Below are 21,810 nucleotides of genomic sequence, written 5' to 3' on the forward strand. Positions count from 1 at the left end.
CCCTGGCCACATCGCACCACGACAAGGAACGCAGACCGCGCCGCAGACCTTGGGTTAAAGCTGCTGCATCATCTTGCGCACGCCGGCGACGTGGCGTCGGCTGACAATCAGTGCATCGCCGTTGAGCCCCTTCAGGAATAGCTGAAAGTGCCCCAGGGGCGTACGTTGCAGGCGATCGATGCGCTCACGGGCTACCAGCGCGTTGCGATGGATGCGCACGAAGCGGTCGCCAAACTCGTCTTCCAGGGCCTTGAGCGGCTCATCGAGCAGCACTTCACCAGACTCATGACGTAAGGTCACGTACTTGTGATCGGCAATAAAATAGACGACCTGGCTAAGTGGGATCAGCTCGATACCCTTGCGAGTGCGCGCACTGATGTGGCTGCGTGGCCCATTACCACTCTGGGCAGCCGGCTGGGTCAAAGCGGCAAGCTGGGCGCGGTTGGGTCTCTCGGCTTTTTTCAACGCCTTGAGCAAGGCTTCGGCAGTGACTGGCTTGATAAGAAAACTGACATTGCTCTCTTCAAGCGTCTGAGCAGAAAACTCATCATGGGCCATGCACAAAACTACGGCCGGCGGCGACTCGCGCTCGCTCAGGCGGGCGGCCACTTGCAAGCCGTCGAGGCCCGGCATGCGGATATCGAGCAGCACCAGATCTGGCTTGAGGCTCTCGATCAGCGTCAACGCCTCCTCCCCAGTGGTGGCACTCGGGTCAAGGTTTGTATAACCCTCGAGTTCACTGACCAGACGGCTCAGTCGCTCGCGGGCTTGGGGTTCGTCATCAACGATCAGGACATTCATATTGCGCTGGATTCCTGCGTGAGTCTCGCACAAGGATAGCGTAGACAGGTGCGGTGACTTACGTCACAGCGATCCACGCTAAGACTAGCGCGAGCGGCAAAAAGTGCCCTGAGAGCGGCACCCAAATTTACCCGGACCTGTTCAATTGCGCCCAGGACCTGCTGCCGTCGGGCATCGTCGTAGGGTTCACTGATACACAATCCGAATACCCCCCTGTTTAATGGATAGTCTGGTTATGACCGCATCAGTCGACTTTGGTGCATTCACACACTATCAGTGCAACTGTAGACGCTCACCGAGACGATATTGCTCAATCGTCAAATATCGTTTCAATAAGTACCTGTCCAGTCTCGTCCCGGATGCGGTCGGCGGCAAGGCACTTAGCCATCTACCGCGCAAATAAAATTGCCAGACACCCGCAACACCGCCACCAAGGGCAACCCTGTTATTATCGCCGGCACACCTCCATGCCTCTTTCAAACAGATCACGAGCGAATCCATGAGCACCGACAAGACCAACCAGTCCTGGGGCGGCCGCTTCAGTGAACCCGTCGACGCCTTCGTCGCCCGCTTCACCGCCTCCGTCACCTTTGACCAGCGCCTGTACCGCCACGACATCATGGGCTCCATCGCCCACGCCACGATGCTGGCCAAGGTCGGCGTGCTGACCGACGCCGAGCGTGACAGCATCATCGACGGCCTGACCACCATCCGCGGTGAGATCGAGGCCGGTACGTTCGATTGGCGCGTCGACCTGGAAGATGTGCACATGAACATCGAGGCGCGCCTGACCGACCGCATCGGCGTGACCGGCAAAAAACTGCATACCGGCCGCAGCCGTAACGATCAGGTAGCCACCGATATCCGCTTGTGGCTGCGCGATGAAATCGACCTGATCCTGGCCGAAATCACCCGCCTGCAAAAAGGTTTGCTGGAGCAGGCCGAGCGTGAATCGGACACCATCATGCCCGGCTTCACCCACTTGCAGACCGCACAGCCGGTGACCTTCGGCCACCACCTGCTGGCCTGGTTCGAAATGCTCAGCCGCGACTACGAGCGCCTGGTCGATTGCCGCAAGCGCGCCAACCGCATGCCATTGGGCAGCGCCGCGCTGGCGGGTACCACCTACCCGATCGACCGCGAGTACACCGCACAACTGCTGGGCTTTGACGCCGTGGGCGGCAACTCCCTGGATGGCGTGTCGGACCGTGACTTCGCTATCGAATTCTGCGCCGCCGCCAGCATTGCGATGATGCACCTGTCGCGTTTCTCGGAAGAACTGGTGCTATGGACCAGCGCGCAGTTCCAGTTCATCGACCTGCCGGACCGCTTCTGCACCGGCAGCTCGATCATGCCGCAAAAGAAGAACCCCGACGTGCCCGAGCTGGTACGGGGTAAAAGCGGCCGGGTATTCGGCGCACTGATGGGCCTGTTGACCCTGATGAAAGGCCAACCCCTGGCCTACAACAAGGACAACCAGGAAGACAAGGAGCCGCTGTTCGACGCCGCCGACACCCTGCGCGACTCGCTGCGTGCCTTTGCCGACATGATCCCGGCGATCAAGCCCAGGCACGCGATGATGCGTGAAGCGGCCCTGCGCGGGTTTTCCACCGCGACCGACCTGGCTGACTACCTGGTACGCCGTGGCCTGCCGTTCCGTGACTGTCACGAAATCGTCGGCCACGCGGTTAAATATGGCGTAGACACCGGCAAGGACCTGGCGGAGATGAGCCTGGAAGAACTGCGCCAGTTCAGCGACCAGATCGAGCAGGATGTGTTTGCCGTGCTGACCCTCGAAGGCTCGGTGAATGCCCGCAACCATGTGGGCGGTACTGCACCGGCACAGGTCAAGGCTGCCGTAGTATGCGGCCAGGCCCTGCTCGCCAGCCGCTAAAAAATGTGGGAGGCCCCACTAAGTCTTCGACATAGCGCTGTCGCGCATCAAACTGGTTCATCGTAAGGTTGAAGAACGCGTGCGGGGCAAAGGCCGTAGCCAGCACTGGTGTGTCAGCACCCGAGTGGGAGAGTGGCCTGCACGGTATCGGCGTGGAGTCATTGTCGGCACAGCAAGCTGTGACCACGTATAAGAGAGTGAATCCGCTCGCCACCGTGTACCCCGCCCGCGTCGTTCAATCCTGCGAGGAATTGTCATGACGCGCAAGAACCAAAAACGTTTTGAGGTTATCCATCCCGACTGCGGTGCTGTTGATGTGGGCGGGCGTGAGCATTTGGCCGCTGTTGATCCGACGAAATGCGATGAGCCGGTTAAACGATTTTCAACCTTCACCGATGATTTGCATGCCATGGCCGATTGGTTTGAGTCCATGGGAGTCAAGGTGGTGGCGATGGAGGCGACCGGCGTTTATTGGATCCCGCTCTTCGAAATACTCGATAGACGAGGCTTTGAGGTCTACCTCGTTAACTCCCGCGCGACGCGGCAGATAACCGGACGCAAGTCCGATGTACTGGATTGTCAGTGGATTCTTCAGCTCATGACGCATGGCCTGTTGAGAGGTGCTTTTCGTCCTTCGGACGACGTGTGTTCATTACGCTCACTGGTCCGTCAGCGTGGCAATAAGGTGCGCGATCAAGCCAAAGCTCTCAACCGGATGCAAAAGGCTTTAGTCCAGATGAACATCCAACTGGCTCAAGTCATCAGTAACATCGCAGGCGTGACGGGCATGAGCATTTTGCGGGCAATTGTTAATGGCGAGCGCGATCCCGAAGTGCTGGCAATGCTTAGAGACAAGCGTGTTAAAGCCGATCAAGCCACCGTCGCTCGTAGTTTGCGGGGTAATTGGCGAGCTGAGCATCTGCATGCACTGAGTCAAGAGCTGGCGGCTTATGACTTCCTGGAAAAACAGATTGGTGAGTGCGACCAAGCCATCGCTTTTACGCTTGAACGCTTGCCTGTTCTTCAAAACGAGGTCGTGTGCCCGGCTAAAACGCTGCGCAATCCACACCGCTCGAATGAGCAGCAATTGATCCTGCATCGAGCGCTGAACAAAGTGATGGGGGTGGATTTAACCGCAATTCCTACTATCGGCATCGATACTGCTTTGGTCTTGGCCAGTGAACTGGGACCGGATTTATCAAAGTTTCCGACCTCGCAGCACTTTTGTTCGTGGCTGGGCCTCGCGCCGCCAACGCGTATTTCAGGAGGAAAAACCTTGCCTGGAAAATCTGTAACCGTGATTAACCGAGCTGCGCAGGCTTTGAAGCAAGCCGCTTCTATCGCACGCAACGACAAAAGCTTTATCGGCGCAAGCCATCGGGCGCGCCTAACCCGGATGGATACCTGCTGCGCAATCAAGGCGACAGCGCACCAACTGGCACGGTTGATTTACGCAATGCTGACCAAGGGCCAACCCTACGTTGAAAAAGGTATCGCGGAATTCGAAGAAAGAAGCCGTGGCCGGCAGATGCGCGCCTTGGAACGCAAGGCACGCAAGATGGGACTGCAGTTGGTAAAAGCGGCTTAAATTTTAAGAGCAAAAACAATGGGTTATTTTATGTTTGATAAGAGGGGGCTTGCTCCCGATAGCGATGTATCAGGTAAGAAAATCTTAGCTGACACACCGCTATCGGGAGCAAGCCCCCTCCCACACTTGATCACTTTCTGGCCGCAATCATCGCCATGAATGACGGCAGCGCCGCCTGCCTGTCCGCCTCCACCTTTTGTGCGTTGGGCATTTCATTCAGGCGCGCGAGCAGCGTCTTCGCCTTCGGTAACCCAGCCAGCAGATCCAGGCCAAACAGCTTCTCGCCCACACCACAGGCCAGATTCAAGCTGTACATGAAATACAGATCGGCAATGGTAAAACTTTCACCCGCCACATAAGGCGCGAACTTGCCATGCCGCCCCAAAGAAGCGATGCCCAGCAACAACTCGGCCTTGGATTTTTCCTTGATCGCCTCCGGCACCGGCATGCCGAAAAACGCCTCGGCGAAACAGGCACGGGCAGGCAATTCGATGTACAGCTCGATCTCCCTGCATAACGCCAGCACCTGGGCACGCTGGAACGGCTCGGCCGGGAGCAGCACAGGGCCTTCCTGGGTCTGCTCGATGTATTCGAGGATCACGCTGGTTTCGTTGATAAATCCCTGCGTCAAGCCCAGCACCGGCACCTTGCCGCGGGGGCTTATCGCCAGCGCTTCGGGGGTTTGCCCGGCATAAAAAGGCACCTCTTCGAAAGGCAGTCCTTTCTCCAGCAGCGCCAGTTTCACCATGTTGTAGTAGTTGCTGACCGAAAATCCGTAAAGCTTGAGCATCGCAAAGCCTCCAGGCCGGGTGTGGGGTTGGCTGCAAGAGTTATAGATGCCCGAAGCCGGGCTGACCAGCAGCATCACCTGCCTGAATGGCGGTAGACTGGCACCCTTTCCTTGAGGAGCCTGCCATGAGCGAGCCGACCGATATTGATAACGACGAAGAAGAGTTCACCGAAAGCACGCTGACCCAGGCTATCGAAAACCAGATCGAAAGCGACAACCCGCCTGCCGCCAAGGCGACCTTCAATAAACTGACCCTGGTTGGTTACGAGCGCGAAGATATTTTGAATCTCATGGCCCATGTGCTGGCCGTTGAGATAGACAAGATGCTCGAAGAAGACCGTGCTTTCGATACCGAATGGTATGAAACGGCGCTGCGAGCACTTCCTGAACTACCGCCTGAAAACAACTGAAACCAGCCTTGGCGTGGCCAGGAAGCCCGCTTCCTCGCCACAAATCTGCGCCATATCAATACCTGCGACTTTCTCACTGGACAGCCCGTCAAAGTGCGTTCACCTTATGGCTTGCTAGCCTCTAATAAATTTAGAAAGTCTGGAGTCCTTATGTCGTATACCCCCGAGTTGGTTGCCGAACTGGAAATCCTTGCACTCTTCAACCTGGGCAGCTCCCAGGAAGGTCTGAAAGTCCACCAGACTGCCGCTCCTGCCGCCATTGCCGCTGCCAAGCGCCTCTTCGAGAAAAAACTGATCGACCAGCCGGATGGCGGTTATCTGACCAGCCTGGGTCGCGACGCCGCCGAACAAGCGCAAACCCTGCTGACTATCCTGACTACCAGCTCGACCAAAGAAGCCGCCTGATAACGGATACCGCCCGTGGAGTCCGCCCTTGCGGATTCCAAGGGTGTTGTTGCGCAACGGCGAAAATTCTGACGCCAAAATCATTTCCCCTCTAAACCTCCTACGCTTCTGGCTGTAAACTCCTACACGGCCGCCCATGTCGGGCCTTGCGAGCCACCGAGTTCGACATGACCCGCACCCATGAAATCCGCCCCGACCTGGATGAAGGCATCGACCGCAAGGTGCTGACTCAGTTGCGCGCGCGCTTCATGGCCCTAAATGAAGGACGCATGGCCCGTGCCGTTGAGGGGCTGACACCGCGCCAGCAAAGCGTACTGACCCTGCTGCCGCTGTTTTTTCACGTCAATCACCCGTTGTTGCCGGGCTACGTCTCCAGCACCACCCCGGCCGGGCTGTCGAATTTCGAACCCGACGTCCTGGCCTTGGCCGAAGCCCAGCGCCTGACCCGTTCGTTCTCTTATAAACCTCGCCACGGCAACCCGCCCCGGCCGATCCATGGCCTGTTCCTGATGGGCAGCCTCGGCACATTGGCCCAGGCCGATCAAAGCGATATGGATGTGTGGGTGTGCCATGCGCCCGATCTGAACGACAACGAACTGGCCGAGCTGCGCAAGAAGTGCCAATTGCTCGAGGCATGGGCCCTGGGCATGGGCGCCGAAGCGCATTTCTTTTTGATTGAACCGACGCGCTTCATACTCGGCGAACGCGACACACAACTGAGTTCCGACGATTGCGGCACCACCCAGCACTACCTGCTGCTGGACGAGTTCTACCGCACCGCCATATGGCTGGCCGGGCGCACGCCGATCTGGTGGCTGGTGCCGGTGTATGAAGAAAGCCGCTACGCCGAATTTACCCACACCCTGATCTCCAAGCGCTTCATCCGCGCCGACGAGACGCTCGACCTCGGCCACCTGGCCCACATTCCGCCGGGCGAGTTCACGGGTGCCGGACTGTGGCAATTGTTCAAGGGCATCGAATCCCCCTACAAGTCGGTGCTCAAGCTGCTGCTGACCGAGGTCTACGCCAGCGAACACCCGAACGTGCAGTGCCTGAGCCTGCGTTTTAAACGGGCGGTGTTCGCCAACCAGATTGATCTGGATGAGCTGGACCCTTACATCATGGTCTACCGCCGCATCGAGGAGTATCTCAAGGCCCGCAACGAGCCAGAGCGCCTGGAGCTGGTGCGGCGCAGCCTGTACCTGAAGGTCAATCGCAAGCTCAGCGGTGGCCAGCGCACTACCGGCTGGCAACGGTTGCTGCTCGAGCGTCTGGCGCTTGAGTGGGGTTGGGACCAACGCCAACTGGCCCTGCTGGACAGCCGCAGCCAGTGGAAAGTGCGCCAGGTCGCTTCCGAGCGCCGTGCCCTGGTCAATGAGCTGAACTACAGTTACCGCTTCCTCACCCAGTTCGCCCGTACCGAACAGACCATCAGCCTGATCAACAAGCGTGACCTCAATGTGTTGGGCCGGCGCCTGTATGCAGCGTTTGAGCGCAAAGCCGGCAAGGTTGAGTTCATCAACCCCGGTATTGCGCCCGACCTGGCCGAAGATACCCTGACACTGGTGCAGTCGCCCAACCGCAAGGAAGCTGGCCAATACCACTGGGGCTTGTATAACGGCAACCTCACGGCCTTGGAATGGGAGCACTTCGCGCCGATCAAACGCAGCCGCGACCTGCTGGAAATGCTTACCTGGTGCCACCGCAATGGGGTAATCGACAGCAGTACGCGCCTGGCGCTGCACCCTGGCACCAGTGACATGACCGAGTTCGAGCTGTTCAACCTGCTGGGCAGCCTGCAACAGACCATCGCCCTGCCCCTGGCCAGCGTCGATGAAGTCCGCCTGTTGCGTCCGGCAGTGCCGGAAGAGGTGTTGTTGCTGATCAACGTCGGCGTCGACCCGCTCAAACATCATCGCGAGCTGAATATCCTGATGACCACCGAGCGCACCGACTCCCTGAGCTATGCCGGTGTACGCGACAACCTGGTGCTGACCCTGGACCAGGTCACGCTCAATAGCTGGAACGAGGTGATGGTCAGCCGCTACGACGGCCCCCACGCGCTGCTCGACTGTCTGCGCGACTACCTCAACCAGCTGCCACAGGATCATCTGCCACGGCTGCGGGTGCGCTGCTTCTGCCACAACCGTGCGCAGTTCATTGCCCAAAGGGTGGAGGAAGTATTCGACACTGCGCAGAACCTGCTGCTCAGCCAAGGCAATCATCGCTACCTGCTTCAGGTGCAGCAGCACTATCACGTCATGGAACTGACACCGGGCCAGGCTACTCATGTGCCGCTGCCCACCCAGGATGCGCTGATTGCCTACCTCAGTGAGGAACTGGCCAGCTACAGCCCGTGGCACCTTGACGCCATGGCCCTGGAAGACCACGACCTGGCGCTGCTGCTACCCATGGGTCAGGCCGATTGTGTGCAGGTGTTCTATCGGGTCAACGAAGGCTTCGCCGAGCTGTACGTGCTCGACGAATTCAATGCCCTGTGGCAGCAACGCCTGCCATTCCACGATGAACAGAGTCTGCTGGCGCCACTGCAGCGCTTTCTGCAATCGATCCTCTATCGTCGGGAGGCGTTATCGTCCCTGGACGCGCAGCCACCCGTGGGTGAGATTCGCACCCTGTACTACCAGCTATTGCCCTCAGGCAACTCCCGCGCGCGCCGAGTCGAGTCCAGGCCAGCCCCGCAAAATCCTGCCGACAAGCCGTTTTATGACGTGCAGGCGATTATCGGCAAGGGCACGCCGGGCCAGGTGGGGATCACGTTGTACTGCAATCAGCGGGAATTTTCCGAGCTGGAATTTGGCGACCAACTGTTTGCCGTGGTAGCCCGGGAGATCGTCGCGCAACGCCAGGAAACCGAACGATACCGCTGCTATATCACCGATCTGGATTTGTCGGGCCTGCTGGGGGATGTGCAGAGCCCGAGCAATCTGTACCTGCGCTACAAGGCAGAACTGGAACAGTCGCTCAATGCCGCGCTGGATCAGGTCTAGAGGGTGAAGGCGCCGCCATCTTTGGGCTGGCCTTCGACGCTGAGCAGTTCAAGCTTGAGGGTCTTGCCGCCCGGCGCAGGCCAGTCGATATGCTGGCCCACTTGCAAGCCCAGTAAGGCACTGCCCACCGGCGCAAGGATCGAGATCTTGCCTTGGTCGGCATTCGCGTCCTTGGGGTAGACCAGGGTCAGGTGGTAGTCCTTGCCACTGCCTTGTTCACGGCAGTGCACGCTGGAGTTCATGATCACGACAGTTGGGGGCACTTCATCGTGGCCAACCACTTCGGCGCGGTCGAGTTCGGTTTGCAACGCTTCGACGCCGGGAGTTTCGTCGCCCAAGCGGTCGATCAGCTGCTCAAGACGCTGCACGTCGAGACGGGTAAGAATGATGGAAGGTGCGGTCATGATTCAGGCAGACTCCTTTTTTCTGCACAAAAAAAGCAAAACCCCGCCAGGAAAAGGCGGGGTTCTCACGGACCTCGATGAGTTGAGGTGTATCCGGACACTACCACAGCGACACAAATAAACAAGACGGCGTCAGAGGCGTGCCTTGCGTTGCTCGGCTTCAGCGCAGATCACCCGGCGCCGCGCATCGTCGGCGGAGCGCCATTCGCGGATATCTTCCACATGGCGGAAGCAGCCGAGGCAGACCTTCTGTTCGTCCAGGCGACACAAACTGATACAAGGTGATGGCACCGCCGGGCTGACATTACTGAACAGCGGCTTGGGCGGGCGTGCAGGTGCAGGCTGGGTCACGGTCAGATCTCGTCCTGCCCCAACTCATCAAAATCCAGCTCGACGCCGCTATATTCGTGGACCAGGCGGGTGAGCATCTCGCCCAACAATTCTTCGCTCTTGTCGCACTGCCATTTGCCGCTTTCTTCGTCGTAGTCGAAGTGAACGCCACCGGAGCGCGCCGCCAGCCACAGCTGACGCAGCGGTTCCTGGCGACTGAAGATCAGTTGCTGGCCGCTCTCGAACTTGACGGTCAACACCCCGGCCGAGCTTTCCAGATCCACATCCAGGCCGCTGTCGTCGAAAATATCTTCCAGCTTCTCCTGTGTGGTATCCACCAGGTCGTGAAAACGGGCTTCGGTCAAACTCATTGTGGCAACCTCAAAAGTGTCTGGTTTTGCTCAAGCGCCGCACGATACGGACGCGCTTCACTGATTGCAAAGGATACCGATTTCATTACAGGCGGCAGTACGAAATATGCTCTAACAGCGTAACCCGCTTCGCAGTCATCTCGGCAAACCCCCGCCGGACGGGTATTGCGGCGCATAGGCAAGCTGGCGGGTGGTCGGTATACTCGGGCGCAATTAATGCATATTCAAGGATTTCGCCATGAAGCGCCTGATCTCTTCCCTTGCTGCGCTCGTCGCGGTCGCCTGTCTCGTCAGTGCCTGTGGTCAAAAAGGCCCGCTGTACCTTCCCGATGACAGCAAAGACCCGAATGAACAGGCGCAATCGTCGCAAAAGCCGTCAAAAGCGCATAAGCACGACACCTACTAAGGGACACTTATGGACGCTTTTAACTACCGGGACGGCGAGCTGTGCGCGGAGGGCGTGGCGTTGTCCGCGATTGCCCAGCAGTTTGGCACCCCGACCTATGTGTACTCCCGTGCGCATATCGAAGCCCAATACCGCTCGTTCACCGACGCGCTCGACGGCGTACCGCACCTGGTGTGCTACGCGGTCAAGGCCAACTCCAACCTGGGCGTACTGAATGTCCTGGCGCGCCTGGGCGCCGGTTTCGACATCGTCTCCCGTGGCGAGCTGGAACGCGTACTGGCCGCCGGCGGCCAGGCTGACAAGATCGTGTTCTCCGGGGTCGGCAAGAGCCGCGATGACATGCGCCGCGCCCTGGAAGTCGGCGTACATTGCTTCAACGTCGAGTCCACCGACGAACTGGAGCGCCTGCAGCTTGTTGCCGCTGAAATGGGCGTACGCGCGCCGATCTCCCTGCGCGTCAACCCGGATGTCGACGCAGGCACCCACCCGTACATTTCCACCGGTCTCAAAGAGAACAAGTTCGGCATCGCCATCGCCGACGCCGAAGACGTGTACATCCGCGCCGCCCAACTGCCGAACCTGGAAGTGCTGGGCGTCGACTGCCATATCGGTTCGCAACTGACCACCCTGCCACCCTTCCTGGATGCGCTCGACCGCCTGCTGGCGCTGATCGACCGCCTGGGCGAGTGCGGCATCTACCTGCACCACATCGACCTTGGCGGTGGCGTGGGCGTGCGTTATCGCGATGAAGAACCACCGGCGATCGCCGACTATATCCAGGCCGTGCGCAAACGCATTGAAGGCCGCGACCTGACCCTGATGTTCGAGCCGGGCCGTTATATCGTCGCCAACGCTGGTGTACTGCTGACCCAGGTCGAGTACCTCAAGCACACCGAACACAAGGATTTCGCTATCGTCGATGCGGCGATGAACGACCTGATCCGCCCGGCGCTGTACCAGGCCTGGATGAATGTCACCGCCGTGACGCCTCGCGCAAGCGTTGCCCGCGCCTATGACATCGTCGGCCCGATCTGCGAGACCGGCGACTTCCTGGCCAAGGATCGTCAGTTGGCCCTGGAAGAAGGTGACCTGCTGGCCGTGCATTCGGCCGGTGCCTACGGGTTTGTCATGAGTTCCAACTACAACACCCGCGGGCGTACCGCCGAGGTGCTGGTGGACGGTGATCAAGCATTTGAAGTGCGTCGCCGCGAGACGGTAGCCCAGTTGTATGCTGGCGAAAGCCTGCTGCCGGAGTAAGCCATGCTGCTGCGTTTTACCAAGATGCACGGGCTGGGCAATGACTTCATGGTCCTCGACCTGGTCAGCCAGCACGCGCACATCCTGCCCAAGCACGCCAAACAGTGGGGCGATCGCCACACCGGTATCGGCTTCGACCAGTTGCTGCTGGTTGAAGCGCCGAGCAACCCGGAGGTGGATTTCCGCTACCGGATATTCAACTCCGACGGTTCCGAAGTGGAACAGTGCGGCAACGGTGCGCGCTGCTTTGCGCGCTTTGTGCTCGACAAGCGCCTGACCGCCAAACGCCAGATTCGCGTCGAGACCAAGGGCGGCGTGATCGAACTGGATATCCGCAGTGACGGCCAGATCAGCGTCAACATGGGCGCGCCACACCTGGTGCCGGCGGATATTCCGTTCCAGGCCACCGAGCAGGCCCTCAGCTACCCGCTGGATGTGGATGGCAAGACCGTGGATATCGCTGCCGTGTCCATGGGCAACCCCCATGCAGTGCTGCGGGTCACCGACATCAACAATGCCCCGGTGCACGAACTGGGCCCGAAGATCGAACATCACCCGCGCTTTCCGGCACGGGTCAATGTGGGCTTCCTGCAGGTGATCGACCGTACCCGTGCGCAATTGCGCGTATGGGAACGTGGCGCCGGCGAAACCCAGGCTTGCGGCACTGGTGCTTGCGCCGCTGCCGTGGCCGCGATCAGCCAGGGTTGGATGGATTCGCCGCTGCTGATCGACCTGCCCGGCGGACGCTTGTCCATCGAATGGGCAGGCCCTGGCCACCCGGTGATGATGACCGGGCCGGCCTCGCGTGTATACGAAGGACAGGTCCGTCTATGAGTGAGCCAAGCCAATGACCGATAAGCCTCAAGTACCCGCACACGCTACCCCGAGTGAAAGCCTGGAGGCCGCTGCTGTCGCGGCGTACCTTGAGGCTAATCCGGACTTCTTCGTAGAGCACGAAGAGCTGCTGCCGGCCCTGCGTATCCCCCACCAGCGCGGTGATACCGTGTCGCTGGTGGAGCGGCAGATGAAGATCCTGCGCGAGCGCAATATCGAAATGCGCCATCGGCTCTCCCATCTGATGGACGTGGCCCGCGACAACGACCGTTTGTTCGACAAGACCCGCCGCCTGATCCTGACCCTGATGGACGCCGCCAGCCTGGAAGAAACGGTGATCGCCGTGGAAGACAGCCTGCGCGAGGATTTCCAGGTGCCTTTTGTCAGCCTGATCCTGTTCAGCGATAACCCAATGCCGGTGGGTCGCTGGGTCACAGGTGGCGAGGCGCAGACGGCCATCGGTGGCCTTCTTTCCGAAGGCAAGACCGTCAGCGGCACCTTGCGCGAACATGAACTGGATTTCCTGTTCGGCGCCGAACAGCGCAAGCAGATCGGCTCTACTGCAGTCATTGCCCTCAGCCATCAGGGTTTGCACGGCGTACTGGCCATTGCCAGCCGCGACCCTGCACACTACAAGAGCTCGGTGGGCACTTTGTTCCTGACCTACATCGCCGAAGTGCTGGGCCGCGTCCTGCCACGCCACACCACCACCCTGCGCGCGGTGCGCTGACCATGGAGCGGCAACTGGACGCCTACTGCGCTCATCTGCGCAACGAGCGCCAGGTGTCGCCCCACACCCTCGAAGCCTATCGGCGAGACTTGAACAAGGTCCTGGCCTACTGCGAAAAGCAGCACATCGGCAGCTGGAAGGCCCTGGATATCCAAGCCCTGCGCAGCCTGATCGCACGATTGCACCAGCAAGGCCAGTCCTCGCGCAGCTTGTCTCGGCTGCTGTCGGCGGTGCGAGGGCTTTATCACTACCTCAATCGCGAAGGCCTGTGCGACCACGACCCGGCCAATGGCCTGTCCCCGCCCAAAGGCGAGCGACGCCTGCCCAAGACGCTGGATACCGACCGCGCCCTGCAGCTGCTCGATGGCGCCGTGGAAGATGACTTCCTGGCCCATCGCGACCAGGCGATCCTGGAGCTGTTCTATTCTTCGGGCCTGCGCCTGTCGGAGCTGACCGGCCTTAACCTCGATCAACTGGACCTCGCAGATGGCCTGGTGCAAGTCCTCGGCAAAGGCAGCAAGACCCGCGTGTTGCCGGTCGGCAGGAAGGCCCGGGAAGCCCTTGAGCTTTGGCTGCCGCTGCGCCTGTTGACCAACCCTGCGGACGATGCGGTGTTTGTCAGCCAGCAAGGTCGGCGCCTGGGACCACGGGCGATTCAGCTGCGGGTCAAGGCCGCCGGTGCGCGGGAGCTCGGGCAGAACCTGCACCCGCATATGCTGCGCCACTCCTTCGCCAGCCATCTGCTGGAGTCCTCCCAGGACCTGCGCGCCGTGCAGGAACTGCTCGGTCACGCTGATATCAAGACCACGCAGATCTACACCCACCTCGACTTCCAGCACCTGGCAACGGTGTACGACAGCGCCCATCCACGGGCCAAACGCATCAAGGGCGGCGACTCATGAGTATCAAGCTGATCACCTTCGACCTGGACGACACCCTCTGGGACAACGTACCTGTCATCATCAGCGCCGAAGCGTCGATGCGCGAATGGCTGGCGGTCAACGCCTCCAAGGTCGGGGACTTGCCCCTGGAGCATTTCGCCAGCCTGCGCCAGCAAGTACTGCAGCGCCATCCTGAACTCAAACACCGCATCAGTCTGTTGCGACATCGTGTTTTGGTGCATGCGTTCGAAGAGGCCGGTTATCCACAACCAGAAGCTGCACAGATGGCGGATGTCTGCTTTGAAGCGTTTATCCATGCACGCCACCAGCTCACCGTTTTCCCGGAAGCTGAGCCGATGCTCAAAGCGCTGCGCCAGCACTTTTTGCTGGGGGTGATCACCAACGGCAATGCCGATGTGCAGCGCGTGGGCCTGGCGGACTACTTTCACTTTGCCTTGCGCGCCGAAGATATCGGCATCGCCAAGCCGGATGCACGCTTGTTTGAAGAGGCGTTGCAGCGGGGCGGCGTGGATGCCAGTGCGGCAGTGCATGTGGGCGATCACCCTGGAGATGACATCGCCGGCGCACAGCAGGCGGGGTTGCGGGCGGTGTGGTTTAACCCAACGGGCAAAGTGTGGGAAGCCTCCAAGCGTCCGGATGCAGAGATTCGTAGCCTGACGGAGTTGCCGCAGTTGCTGCAGAGCTGGCAGTAACACCGCAGATCAAAATGTGGGAGGGCGCTTGCTCCCGATAGCAGTGGTTCAGCCAGCACATTTGGCAACTGATACACCGCGATCGGGAGCAAGCCCCCTCCCACATTTAGAACACCACAAGGCTCGGATAAATCATAAGGCGTGAAAAAGCCCGCAGCGACGGCGGGCTTTTTCGGCAAGCAGGAGGCAGACCTCAGATGGGTCGGCTGCCGTACTTGTTGTCCGGCTTCTTCGGTGGATCAGCTACCACGTTGGGCTCGACTTCGACCACTTTGCCGCCTTTGGCGAGGAATTCTTCCATCGCACGGGCCAGGGCATCGCGCTCTTTGTTCTTGGCTTCAACGCTCGGCAGCTCGTCTACCGAGACCGCAGCCTTGGCTTTGCCTTTGGCTTTGGGACTCGCCTCATCGACACTGCTCTCATCGACATCGTCAGCAACGTCTTCCGCTGCTACTTCAAGACCTTCTTCGGTTTCGTCTTCATCACCTACTTCGAGGTCGTCTTGTTCCAGATCATCGTCGCTCATGTTCTACCTCATGACTTGCGAAAAGCAGATTAGTTATAGCCCAGCTTCACCCTCTGTCGAGGTCGCCGGAAAAAAATCAACATCCACCGGATAACCAGTGGCTTATGCCTCTTCACCCTGCAAGGTGGCGAGGACTTTACGAGCACCGCCATGATCACGGTGCTCGCCCAGATAAACACCTTGCCAGGTCCCTATCGCCAAGCGGCCGACCTTTACCGGCAAACTCAGCTGGCAGCCCAGCAGACTGGCCTTGAAGTGCGCCGGCAGGTCATCCGGACCTTCGTCGTTGTGTTCAAACCCGGCGCTGCCTTGCGGTACCAGCAGGTTGAAAAACCGCTCGAAGTCACGGCGAACCGCCGGGTCGGCATTCTCGTTAATGGTCAACGAGGCCGAGGTGTGCTGCAGCCACAGATGCAACAGGCCCACACGACACGCCTTTAATTCAGGCAAGCCGGCAAGCAACTCGTCCGTTACCAGATGAAAGCCCCGGGGCTTGGCCCGCAGGGTAATCAGGGTCTGTTGCCACATATAGTTCTCCGCCCATCGGCGCGCATTCTAGCGCGCTCTGGGAAAAAACAAAGTGCCGAATACGCCTTCATAGCTGTAAGACATTTGCACCCTTGAAAGTGCCGCGTGGATCCCATCACAAAGTCGACAAAAAACCCACGCACCTTTAGCCACAGACAAACGCCACGCAAAAAAATGCCCGGCAAGCCGGGCATCTTTTTTTCTTGTGCTTACAAGTTGTAGCCGCGCTCGTTGTGTTGCGCCAGGTCGAGGCCTACAGCCTCTTCCTCTTCGGTGACACGCAGGCCCATGACCATGTCCAGTACCTTGAGGATGACGAAGGTCACGATCGCCGTGTAGATCACAGTGAAGCCGACGCCTTTGCACTGGATCCAGACTTGGGCAGCAATGTCCGTCACGGTGCCGAAGCCGCCCAGGGCGGGGGCTGCAAACACACCGGTGAGGATCGCGCCGACGATGCCGCCGATACCGTGTACGCCAAAGGCGTCCAGGGAGTCGTCATAGCCGAGCTTGCGCTTGAGGCTGGTAGCACAGAAGAAGCACACCACACCAGCGACCAGGCCGATCACCAAGGCGCCCATCGGTCCCACGGTGCCAGCGGCTGGTGTGACAGCGACCAGGCCGGCCACCACGCCCGAGGCGATCCCCAGTGCGCTTGGTTTACCGTGGGTGATCCACTCGGCAAACATCCAGCCCAGTGCCGCAGCGGCGGTGGCGATCTGGGTAACCAGCATCGCCATGCCCGCAGTGCCGTTGGCCGCCGCGGCGGAGCCGGCGTTGAAACCGAACCAGCCGATCCACAGCATGGCCGCGCCCACCAGGGTATAACCCAGGTTGTGCGGTGCCATGGGGGTGGTCGGGAAGCCTTTGCGCTTGCCGAGCACGATGCACGCCACCAGGCCAGCCACACCAGCGTTGATATGCACGACGGTGCCGCCGGCGAAGTCCAGCACACCCCAGTCCCACATCAGGCCACCGTTGCCGCTCCAGACCATGTGCGCGATCGGCGCATAGACCAGGGTGAACCAGATCGCCATGAAGATCAGCATCGCGGAGAACTTCATACGCTCGGCGAAAGCACCGACGATCAGCGCTGGGGTGATGATGGCGAAGGTCATCTGGAAGGTGATGAACACCGCTTCCGGAAACAGCGCCGCAGGCCCGGTAATGCTGGCCGGGGTGACACCCGCCAGGAACGCCTTGCCCATGCCGCCGAAGAAGGAATTGAAATTGACCACGCCCTGTTCCATACCGGTGGTATCGAACGCGATGCTGTAGCCGTAGACGACCCACAGGATGCTGATCAGTCCAGTGATGGCAAAGCACTGCATCATCACCGACAGGATATTCTTGGAGCGGACCATGCCGCCGTAGAACAGCGCCAGGCCAGGGATGGTCATGAACAGCACCAGTGCGGTGGCGGTCAGCATCCAGGCAGTGTCGCCGGAATTGAGGACTGGAGCAGCCACTTCATCTGCCGCCATGGCCAGGCCTGGCATTACGATGGACAGCAGGGCTCCGAGCCCTGCGAATTTACGCAGAGTCATATTGTTTTCTCCTGGGGCGTTGGGGTTTGGCGGCTTAGATTGCGTCGGTATCGGTTTCGCCGGTACGGATGCGAATAGCCTGTTCCAGATTGACCACGAAGATCTTGCCGTCACCGATCTTGCCGGTGTTGGCCGCCTTGGTTATCGCCTCGATAACCCGATCAAGATCCTTGTCGTCAATGGCGACATCGATCTTCACCTTCGGCAGGAAATCGACCACGTATTCCGCGCCGCGATACAGCTCGGTATGACCCTTCTGCCGACCGAAGCCCTTGACCTCAGTAACGGTAATGCCCTGCACGCCGATCTCGGACAGTGACTCGCGTACATCGTCCAACTTGAACGGCTTGATGATGGCAGTGACTAGCTTCATGAAAACTCTCTCCCGAATTGGTGGACTTGCCCCAGGAAAACAAACCCGTCTCAAGTCTAAGCGCAGCGCCTGGCTTTGTAACGCATCGTCGCCTCGGCATATGCCGTCACGACGCCAGCGAACCACTGGTGACGAAACCTTTACCCCCTGATCCCTCGGCGCACTGCATTCGTCACAGCGACTGCGTCAGTGCATGGGTCATGATCGTCTAAGCAGAAACCTTGCCAGCTCCGTAAAAGCCACTGAAAACAGTCCTTTGCCCACTTGTGCCCACTCTCGAGGCGTTTGCGCGGCGGCAATGCGCATCAAAACAGTGCGCGACTGCCCGCCCCACTGCGCGAAAAGCGTGCGCAGCGGGGACGTGAAAAGACTATAGACGCTGCGTGATACACTGCCGGCCAACTGTTTTCCGGACTACTTCCCATGCTCGCGCCCAAAGACTTCCTCGACGCCCTGAGCGGCCACGCCTCTCGCCTGTTCAGCGGCGACACCCCGCTGCCCCGCAATGAAATCGAAAGCCAGTTCAAGGCCCTGCTGCAAAGCGGCTTCAGCAAGCTCGACCTGGTCAGTCGCGAAGAATTCGATAGCCAGATGGTGGTGCTCGCCCGCACGCGTGCGCGATTGGAGAGCCTGGAGGCGAAAGTGGCAGAACTGGAAGCGCGGCTGACGCCAACGTCGGCTGAATAAACGCAGTCCACGTGGGAGGGGGCTTGCCCCCGATAGCAGTGTGTCAGTCGCTATTAATATTGGCTGATGCATCGCCATCGGGAGCAAGCCCCCTCCCACATTTGTTATGCATTGCACCACGGATACGTTCTGTAAAACCTTCCCCGCCTCGCTCTTCCCCCCTCGTCTACCCTTGAAGAACCCGCAGGAAGCGGCCCTCCCTTTCAAGGAACGAGCATGTCCCTCGCCATCGTCCACAGTCGCGCCCAGCTCGGCGTCGAAGCCCCTGCCGTCACCGTCGAAGTGCATATGGCCAATGGTCTGCCATCACTGACACTGGTGGGTTTGCCGGAGACGGCGGTGAAAGAGAGCAAAGACCGCGTGCGCAGTGCCATCCTGAATTCGGCGCTGCAATACCCAGCACGTCGCATCACCCTCAACCTCGCGCCCGCCGACCTGCCCAAGGACGGCGGGCGTTTTGATTTGGCGATTGCCCTGGGGATCCTCGCGGCCAGCGTGCAAGTGCCGGCGATGATGCTCGATGAGGTGGAGTGCCTGGGAGAGCTGGCGCTATCCGGTGAGGTGCGGGCGGTAAAGGGTGTGTTGCCGGCAGCACTGGCAGCGCGCAAGGCTGGGCGCACCGTGATAGTGCCCCGAGCCAATGCCGAGGAAGCGTGCCTGGCGTCTGGGTTGAAAGTGATCGCCGTGGATCATTTGCTGCAGGTGGTGGCGCACCTGAATGGACACGTGCCGATTGAACCCTACACATCCGACGGCCTGCTGTATTTGAACCAACCCTACCCGGACCTGATCGAAGTACAGGGCCAATTGGCGGCCAAGCGTGCGCTGCTGATCGCCGCGGCCGGCGCGCATAACCTGTTGTTCAGTGGCCCCCCGGGCACCGGTAAGACCCTGCTCGCCAGCCGGCTTCCGGGTTTGCTGCCGCCGTTGAGCGAGCAGGAAGCCCTGGAAGTAGCAGCGATCCAATCCGTGGTCAGCCTCCAGCCCCTGAGCCATTGGCCTAACCGCCCGTTCCGGCAACCACACCATTCGGCATCCGGGCCGGCACTGGTGGGGGGCGGCTCGAAGCCGCAACCGGGGGAAATCACCCTGGCCCACCACGGGGTGCTGTTCCTGGATGAACTGCCGGAGTTTGATCGTAAGGTGCTGGAAGTGCTGCGCGAGCCATTGGAGTCGGGGCATATCGTGATCTCCCGAGCCCGTGACCGGGTGAGGTTCCCGGCGCGCTTTCAACTGGTCGCGGCGATGAACCCCTGCCCTTGCGGCTACATGGGCGAGCCCAGTGGGCGTTGCCGGTGCACGCCGGAGCAGATCCAGCGCTATCGCAACAAGCTCTCCGGGCCGTTGCTGGACCGGATTGACTTGCACCTGACCGTAGCCCGGGAGACCACCGTGCTGAACCCCTCCCAGCAGGCCGGCGACACCACCGCTCAGGCATCCGCCCAGGTGGCCGAGGCCCGGGAGCGCCAGCAACAGCGCCAGGGCTGTGCCAATGCGTTCCTGGATCTGCCTGGACTACGCGAACACTGCCGCTTGGAGAAAGCCGATGAACACTGGCTGGAGAGCGCCTGTGAACGGCTGACGTTATCCCTGCGCGCAGCACACAGGTTACTCAAGGTAGCGCGTACGCTTGCGGACCTTGAGCAAGTAGACGGCATCGTTCGCCATCATTTGGCGGAGGCATTGCAGTACCGACCGGCCGCGATTGGCTAGCAGCGGTCAGGAGAACCCCAGCAGCGGCCTCGCCACTTCCAGCACCTCATCCAATGCCGCTTCTGCCGACTCGGTGGAAGGCTTGAGCATCAGGTCATCGGCATAGCCCATCGCCATGGCAAAAATCTGCCGTGCAGCGCGTTGGGGCGACTCGCAGTGAAACGCGCCGGAGGCAACGCCGCGCTCGATCACCTCGGCAAGCATGCCTTGCCATTGAGCGTTGATCGCCAGGTAAGCCTGGGCCATTTGCCCGTCGTGCATGGCCTCGTCCCAGGCGTCGAGCCAGAGCGCCCAACCGGCATCGGCAGTGCTGGGCAGGCAGTCGTGCAAGAACCCCACGAGCGCCTCCTGCGGTGGCGCATCGGCCAAGGGCTCGCGCACTTCGTCCAATTGCTCATTGGCAAAACGCACAAAGGCTTCGCGGCGCAGTTCATTCCAGTCGCTGAAGTAGTGATAAACGTGACTGCGCGACAGCCCGGCATGTTCGGCCAGGTCACGGGTGGATACATCGGCAAAACCCTTGCTGCGAAACAGCTCCAGGGCGGCGGCGATGATCTGGTCTTTACGGTCGATACGCGACATAGAGCAATTCCTTCGAGCGTGGACAGATAAACGGCGCTTGCTTTTTGAGCGATCGCTCAAGGATACTTGAGCAGTCGCTCAATAATAGCGTCTATCACTCCTTTGGTGCACCCCATGACATCCGTCACCCCACACATTCTGATCGAAGAAAGCAAGAAAATCGGCCAACAGTCCGCCAGTCAGACGCTCAAAGCTATTGCCAAAGCCTATCCCGGCAAGCTGTCATGCACCTTGTCGCTGGTGGCGCTGGAGAACGCACTGTTGTTGGCTTACCCGCTGTTTGCCGGGTTCGCGGTGGATTCGATTATCCGCGGCGATACCACCAGTGCGTTGCTCTATGCCGCCGTGGTCATGGCGTTCTGGGCCGTAGGGGCGGCACGACGGGCACTGGACACGCGCACGTTCACGCGCATTTATGCCGACCTCGCGGTGCCGGTCATTCTCAACCAGCGCCTACAGAACCACAGCACCTCGAAATCGGCGGCACGGGTGGTACTAGCACGGGAGTTTGTCGACTTTTTTGAAAAACACGTGCCAACCATTGCCACGGCGTTGGTATCGATTGTGGGCGCGGCGGTGATGTTGATCGTGATTGAACCATGGGTAGGCATGGCATGCCTGGCCGCGCTGCTGCTGTGCATCACCTTGTTGCCACGCTTTGCCGAACGTAATCAGGCGCTGCACGAGCGCCTGAACAACCGCTTGGAAAAAGAGATCGGCCTGGTCGAAAAGGTCGGCGCGCCAACCCTGCGACGCCATTACCAGGTGCTGTCACGCCTGCGTATCTGGCTGTCAGACCGCGAGGCCGCGGCGTTCCTGTTTATCGGCGCGATCGCAGCCTTACTGTTCGTGGTTGCGATCAGCCAGTTGGCCATGACCCCAGCGGTCAAGGCTGGCCACATCTACGCGGTCATGACCTATCTGTGGACCTTCGTCACCAGCCTGGACGAAGCGCCAGGCATGGTCGACCAACTGGCGCGGCTCAAAGACATCGGCAAGCGCGTGGACCCAGGGCTTGGGGAGCCCTGAACC

Annotated in this window: 24 protein-coding genes; 14 read left to right on the plus strand and 10 right to left on the minus strand. The window is 60.1% G+C overall.

The annotated features are described in order from the left end of the window. Nucleotides 1–54 precede the first annotated feature (54 nt). Nucleotides 55–801 (minus strand): LytR/AlgR family response regulator transcription factor, encoded by a 747-nt coding sequence (locus tag QYQ93_RS28315; protein WP_043046915.1) that lies wholly within the window; start codon nt 799–801, stop codon nt 55–57. A gap of 499 nt (nt 802–1,300) precedes the next feature. Between QYQ93_RS28315 and argH the strand changes: the two genes are divergently transcribed. Together argH and QYQ93_RS28325 are read left to right on the plus strand one after the other, a co-directional pair. Beyond that, entirely contained in the window at nt 1,301–2,695 is a 1,395-nt protein-coding gene (argH, locus tag QYQ93_RS28320) for an argininosuccinate lyase (protein WP_338475977.1), read from the plus strand. A 256-nt stretch (nt 2,696–2,951) separates the two neighbouring features. Continuing rightward, a complete protein-coding gene (locus QYQ93_RS28325; protein ID WP_338475978.1) occupies nt 2,952–4,283 on the plus strand; it encodes an IS110 family transposase in 1,332 nt (443 codons plus the stop codon). A gap of 130 nt (nt 4,284–4,413) precedes the next feature. On the opposite strand, the gene QYQ93_RS28330 is transcribed toward QYQ93_RS28325, so the two are convergent. Beyond that, the gene (locus QYQ93_RS28330) at nt 4,414–5,073 is read right to left on the minus strand and encodes a glutathione S-transferase family protein (protein ID WP_043047040.1); all 660 of its coding nucleotides are present in this window, start codon (nt 5,071–5,073) and stop codon (nt 4,414–4,416) included. A 125-nt stretch (nt 5,074–5,198) separates the two neighbouring features. Between QYQ93_RS28330 and QYQ93_RS28335 the strand changes: the two genes are divergently transcribed. From QYQ93_RS28335 to QYQ93_RS28345, 3 genes are all read left to right on the plus strand, one after another. Further along, a complete protein-coding gene (locus tag QYQ93_RS28335; protein ID WP_043046913.1) occupies nt 5,199–5,483 on the plus strand; it encodes a hypothetical protein in 285 nt (94 codons plus the stop codon). A gap of 150 nt (nt 5,484–5,633) precedes the next feature. Beyond that, complete coding sequence (locus QYQ93_RS28340) at nt 5,634–5,888, plus strand: TIGR02647 family protein (RefSeq protein WP_043046912.1); 255 nt, start codon at nt 5,634–5,636, stop codon at nt 5,886–5,888. Between the two features lie 167 nt (nt 5,889–6,055). Continuing rightward, a complete protein-coding gene (locus QYQ93_RS28345; protein WP_043046911.1) occupies nt 6,056–8,896 on the plus strand; it encodes a class I adenylate cyclase in 2,841 nt (946 codons plus the stop codon). On the opposite strand, the gene rnk is transcribed toward QYQ93_RS28345, so the two are convergent. From rnk to cyaY, 3 genes are all read right to left on the minus strand, one after another. Further along, a complete protein-coding gene (rnk, locus tag QYQ93_RS28350; protein WP_043046910.1) occupies nt 8,893–9,300 on the minus strand; it encodes a nucleoside diphosphate kinase regulator in 408 nt (135 codons plus the stop codon). The genes QYQ93_RS28345 and rnk overlap by 4 nt on opposite strands. A gap of 132 nt (nt 9,301–9,432) precedes the next feature. Next, complete coding sequence (locus tag QYQ93_RS28355; protein WP_043046909.1) at nt 9,433–9,651, minus strand: DUF1289 domain-containing protein; 219 nt, start codon at nt 9,649–9,651, stop codon at nt 9,433–9,435. A 2-nt stretch (nt 9,652–9,653) separates the two neighbouring features. After that, complete coding sequence (gene cyaY / locus QYQ93_RS28360) at nt 9,654–10,001, minus strand: iron donor protein CyaY (protein WP_043046908.1); 348 nt, start codon at nt 9,999–10,001, stop codon at nt 9,654–9,656. Nucleotides 10,002–10,239: 238 nt separating this feature from the next. Between cyaY and lptM the strand changes: the two genes are divergently transcribed. Genes lptM through QYQ93_RS28390 form a run of 6 tightly spaced genes read left to right on the plus strand, consistent with a single transcriptional unit; the run spans nt 10,240 to nt 14,822 of the window. Beyond that, nucleotides 10,240–10,407 carry an LPS translocon maturation chaperone LptM gene (gene lptM, locus QYQ93_RS28365; protein WP_003195417.1) on the plus strand — a complete coding sequence of 56 codons (168 nt, stop codon included), beginning with the start codon at nt 10,240–10,242 and terminating at the stop codon, nt 10,405–10,407. Between the two features lie 9 nt (nt 10,408–10,416). Next, a complete protein-coding gene (lysA, locus tag QYQ93_RS28370; protein ID WP_338475981.1) occupies nt 10,417–11,664 on the plus strand; it encodes a diaminopimelate decarboxylase in 1,248 nt (415 codons plus the stop codon). Nucleotides 11,665–11,667: 3 nt separating this feature from the next. Beyond that, complete coding sequence (gene dapF / locus QYQ93_RS28375) at nt 11,668–12,498, plus strand: diaminopimelate epimerase (protein ID WP_338475982.1); 831 nt, start codon at nt 11,668–11,670, stop codon at nt 12,496–12,498. 13 nt (nt 12,499–12,511) lie between these two features. After that, on the plus strand, nt 12,512–13,228 hold the full coding sequence (locus QYQ93_RS28380; RefSeq protein ID WP_043046905.1) for a DUF484 family protein: 717 nt from the start codon (nt 12,512–12,514) through the stop codon (nt 13,226–13,228). A 2-nt stretch (nt 13,229–13,230) separates the two neighbouring features. Further along, a complete protein-coding gene (xerC, locus tag QYQ93_RS28385) occupies nt 13,231–14,130 on the plus strand; it encodes a tyrosine recombinase XerC (RefSeq protein WP_043046904.1) in 900 nt (299 codons plus the stop codon). Then, nucleotides 14,127–14,822 carry an HAD family hydrolase gene (locus tag QYQ93_RS28390; protein ID WP_043046903.1) on the plus strand — a complete coding sequence of 232 codons (696 nt, stop codon included), beginning with the start codon at nt 14,127–14,129 and terminating at the stop codon, nt 14,820–14,822. Before xerC ends, QYQ93_RS28390 begins: the two co-directional genes overlap by 4 nt. A 193-nt stretch (nt 14,823–15,015) precedes the next feature. Here the strand turns inward: QYQ93_RS28390 and sutA are convergent, their stop codons facing one another. From sutA to glnK, 4 genes are all read right to left on the minus strand, one after another. After that, on the minus strand, nt 15,016–15,348 hold the full coding sequence (gene sutA / locus QYQ93_RS28395) for a transcriptional regulator SutA (protein WP_043046902.1): 333 nt from the start codon (nt 15,346–15,348) through the stop codon (nt 15,016–15,018). Nucleotides 15,349–15,450: 102 nt separating this feature from the next. Further along, nucleotides 15,451–15,876 (minus strand): secondary thiamine-phosphate synthase enzyme YjbQ, encoded by a 426-nt coding sequence (locus tag QYQ93_RS28400; protein WP_338475984.1) that lies wholly within the window; start codon nt 15,874–15,876, stop codon nt 15,451–15,453. A gap of 209 nt (nt 15,877–16,085) precedes the next feature. Then, nucleotides 16,086–17,423 (minus strand): ammonium transporter, encoded by a 1,338-nt coding sequence (locus tag QYQ93_RS28405; RefSeq protein WP_043046900.1) that lies wholly within the window; start codon nt 17,421–17,423, stop codon nt 16,086–16,088. A gap of 34 nt (nt 17,424–17,457) precedes the next feature. Continuing rightward, nucleotides 17,458–17,796 (minus strand): P-II family nitrogen regulator, encoded by a 339-nt coding sequence (gene glnK, locus QYQ93_RS28410; protein ID WP_002555808.1) that lies wholly within the window; start codon nt 17,794–17,796, stop codon nt 17,458–17,460. Between the two features lie 423 nt (nt 17,797–18,219). Between glnK and QYQ93_RS28415 the strand changes: the two genes are divergently transcribed. Continuing rightward, entirely contained in the window at nt 18,220–18,483 is a 264-nt protein-coding gene (locus QYQ93_RS28415; RefSeq protein WP_043046899.1) for an accessory factor UbiK family protein, read from the plus strand. Nucleotides 18,484–18,699: 216 nt separating this feature from the next. Continuing rightward, on the plus strand, nt 18,700–20,196 hold the full coding sequence (locus tag QYQ93_RS28420; RefSeq protein WP_338475986.1) for a YifB family Mg chelatase-like AAA ATPase: 1,497 nt from the start codon (nt 18,700–18,702) through the stop codon (nt 20,194–20,196). Nucleotides 20,197–20,202: 6 nt separating this feature from the next. Here QYQ93_RS28420 and QYQ93_RS28425 read toward each other — a convergent pair whose 3' ends face one another. Then, on the minus strand, nt 20,203–20,778 hold the full coding sequence (locus tag QYQ93_RS28425) for a TetR/AcrR family transcriptional regulator (RefSeq protein WP_043046897.1): 576 nt from the start codon (nt 20,776–20,778) through the stop codon (nt 20,203–20,205). A gap of 114 nt (nt 20,779–20,892) precedes the next feature. On the opposite strand from QYQ93_RS28425, the gene QYQ93_RS28430 reads away from it, so the two are divergent. Further along, nucleotides 20,893–21,807 (plus strand): ABC transporter six-transmembrane domain-containing protein, encoded by a 915-nt coding sequence (locus QYQ93_RS28430; protein ID WP_043046896.1) that lies wholly within the window; start codon nt 20,893–20,895, stop codon nt 21,805–21,807. The last annotated feature ends 3 nt before the right edge of the window (nt 21,808–21,810 follow it).

The organism is Pseudomonas khavaziana, from assembly GCF_036704165.1.
Taxonomy (GTDB): Bacteria; Pseudomonadota; Gammaproteobacteria; order Pseudomonadales; family Pseudomonadaceae; genus Aquipseudomonas; species Aquipseudomonas khavaziana.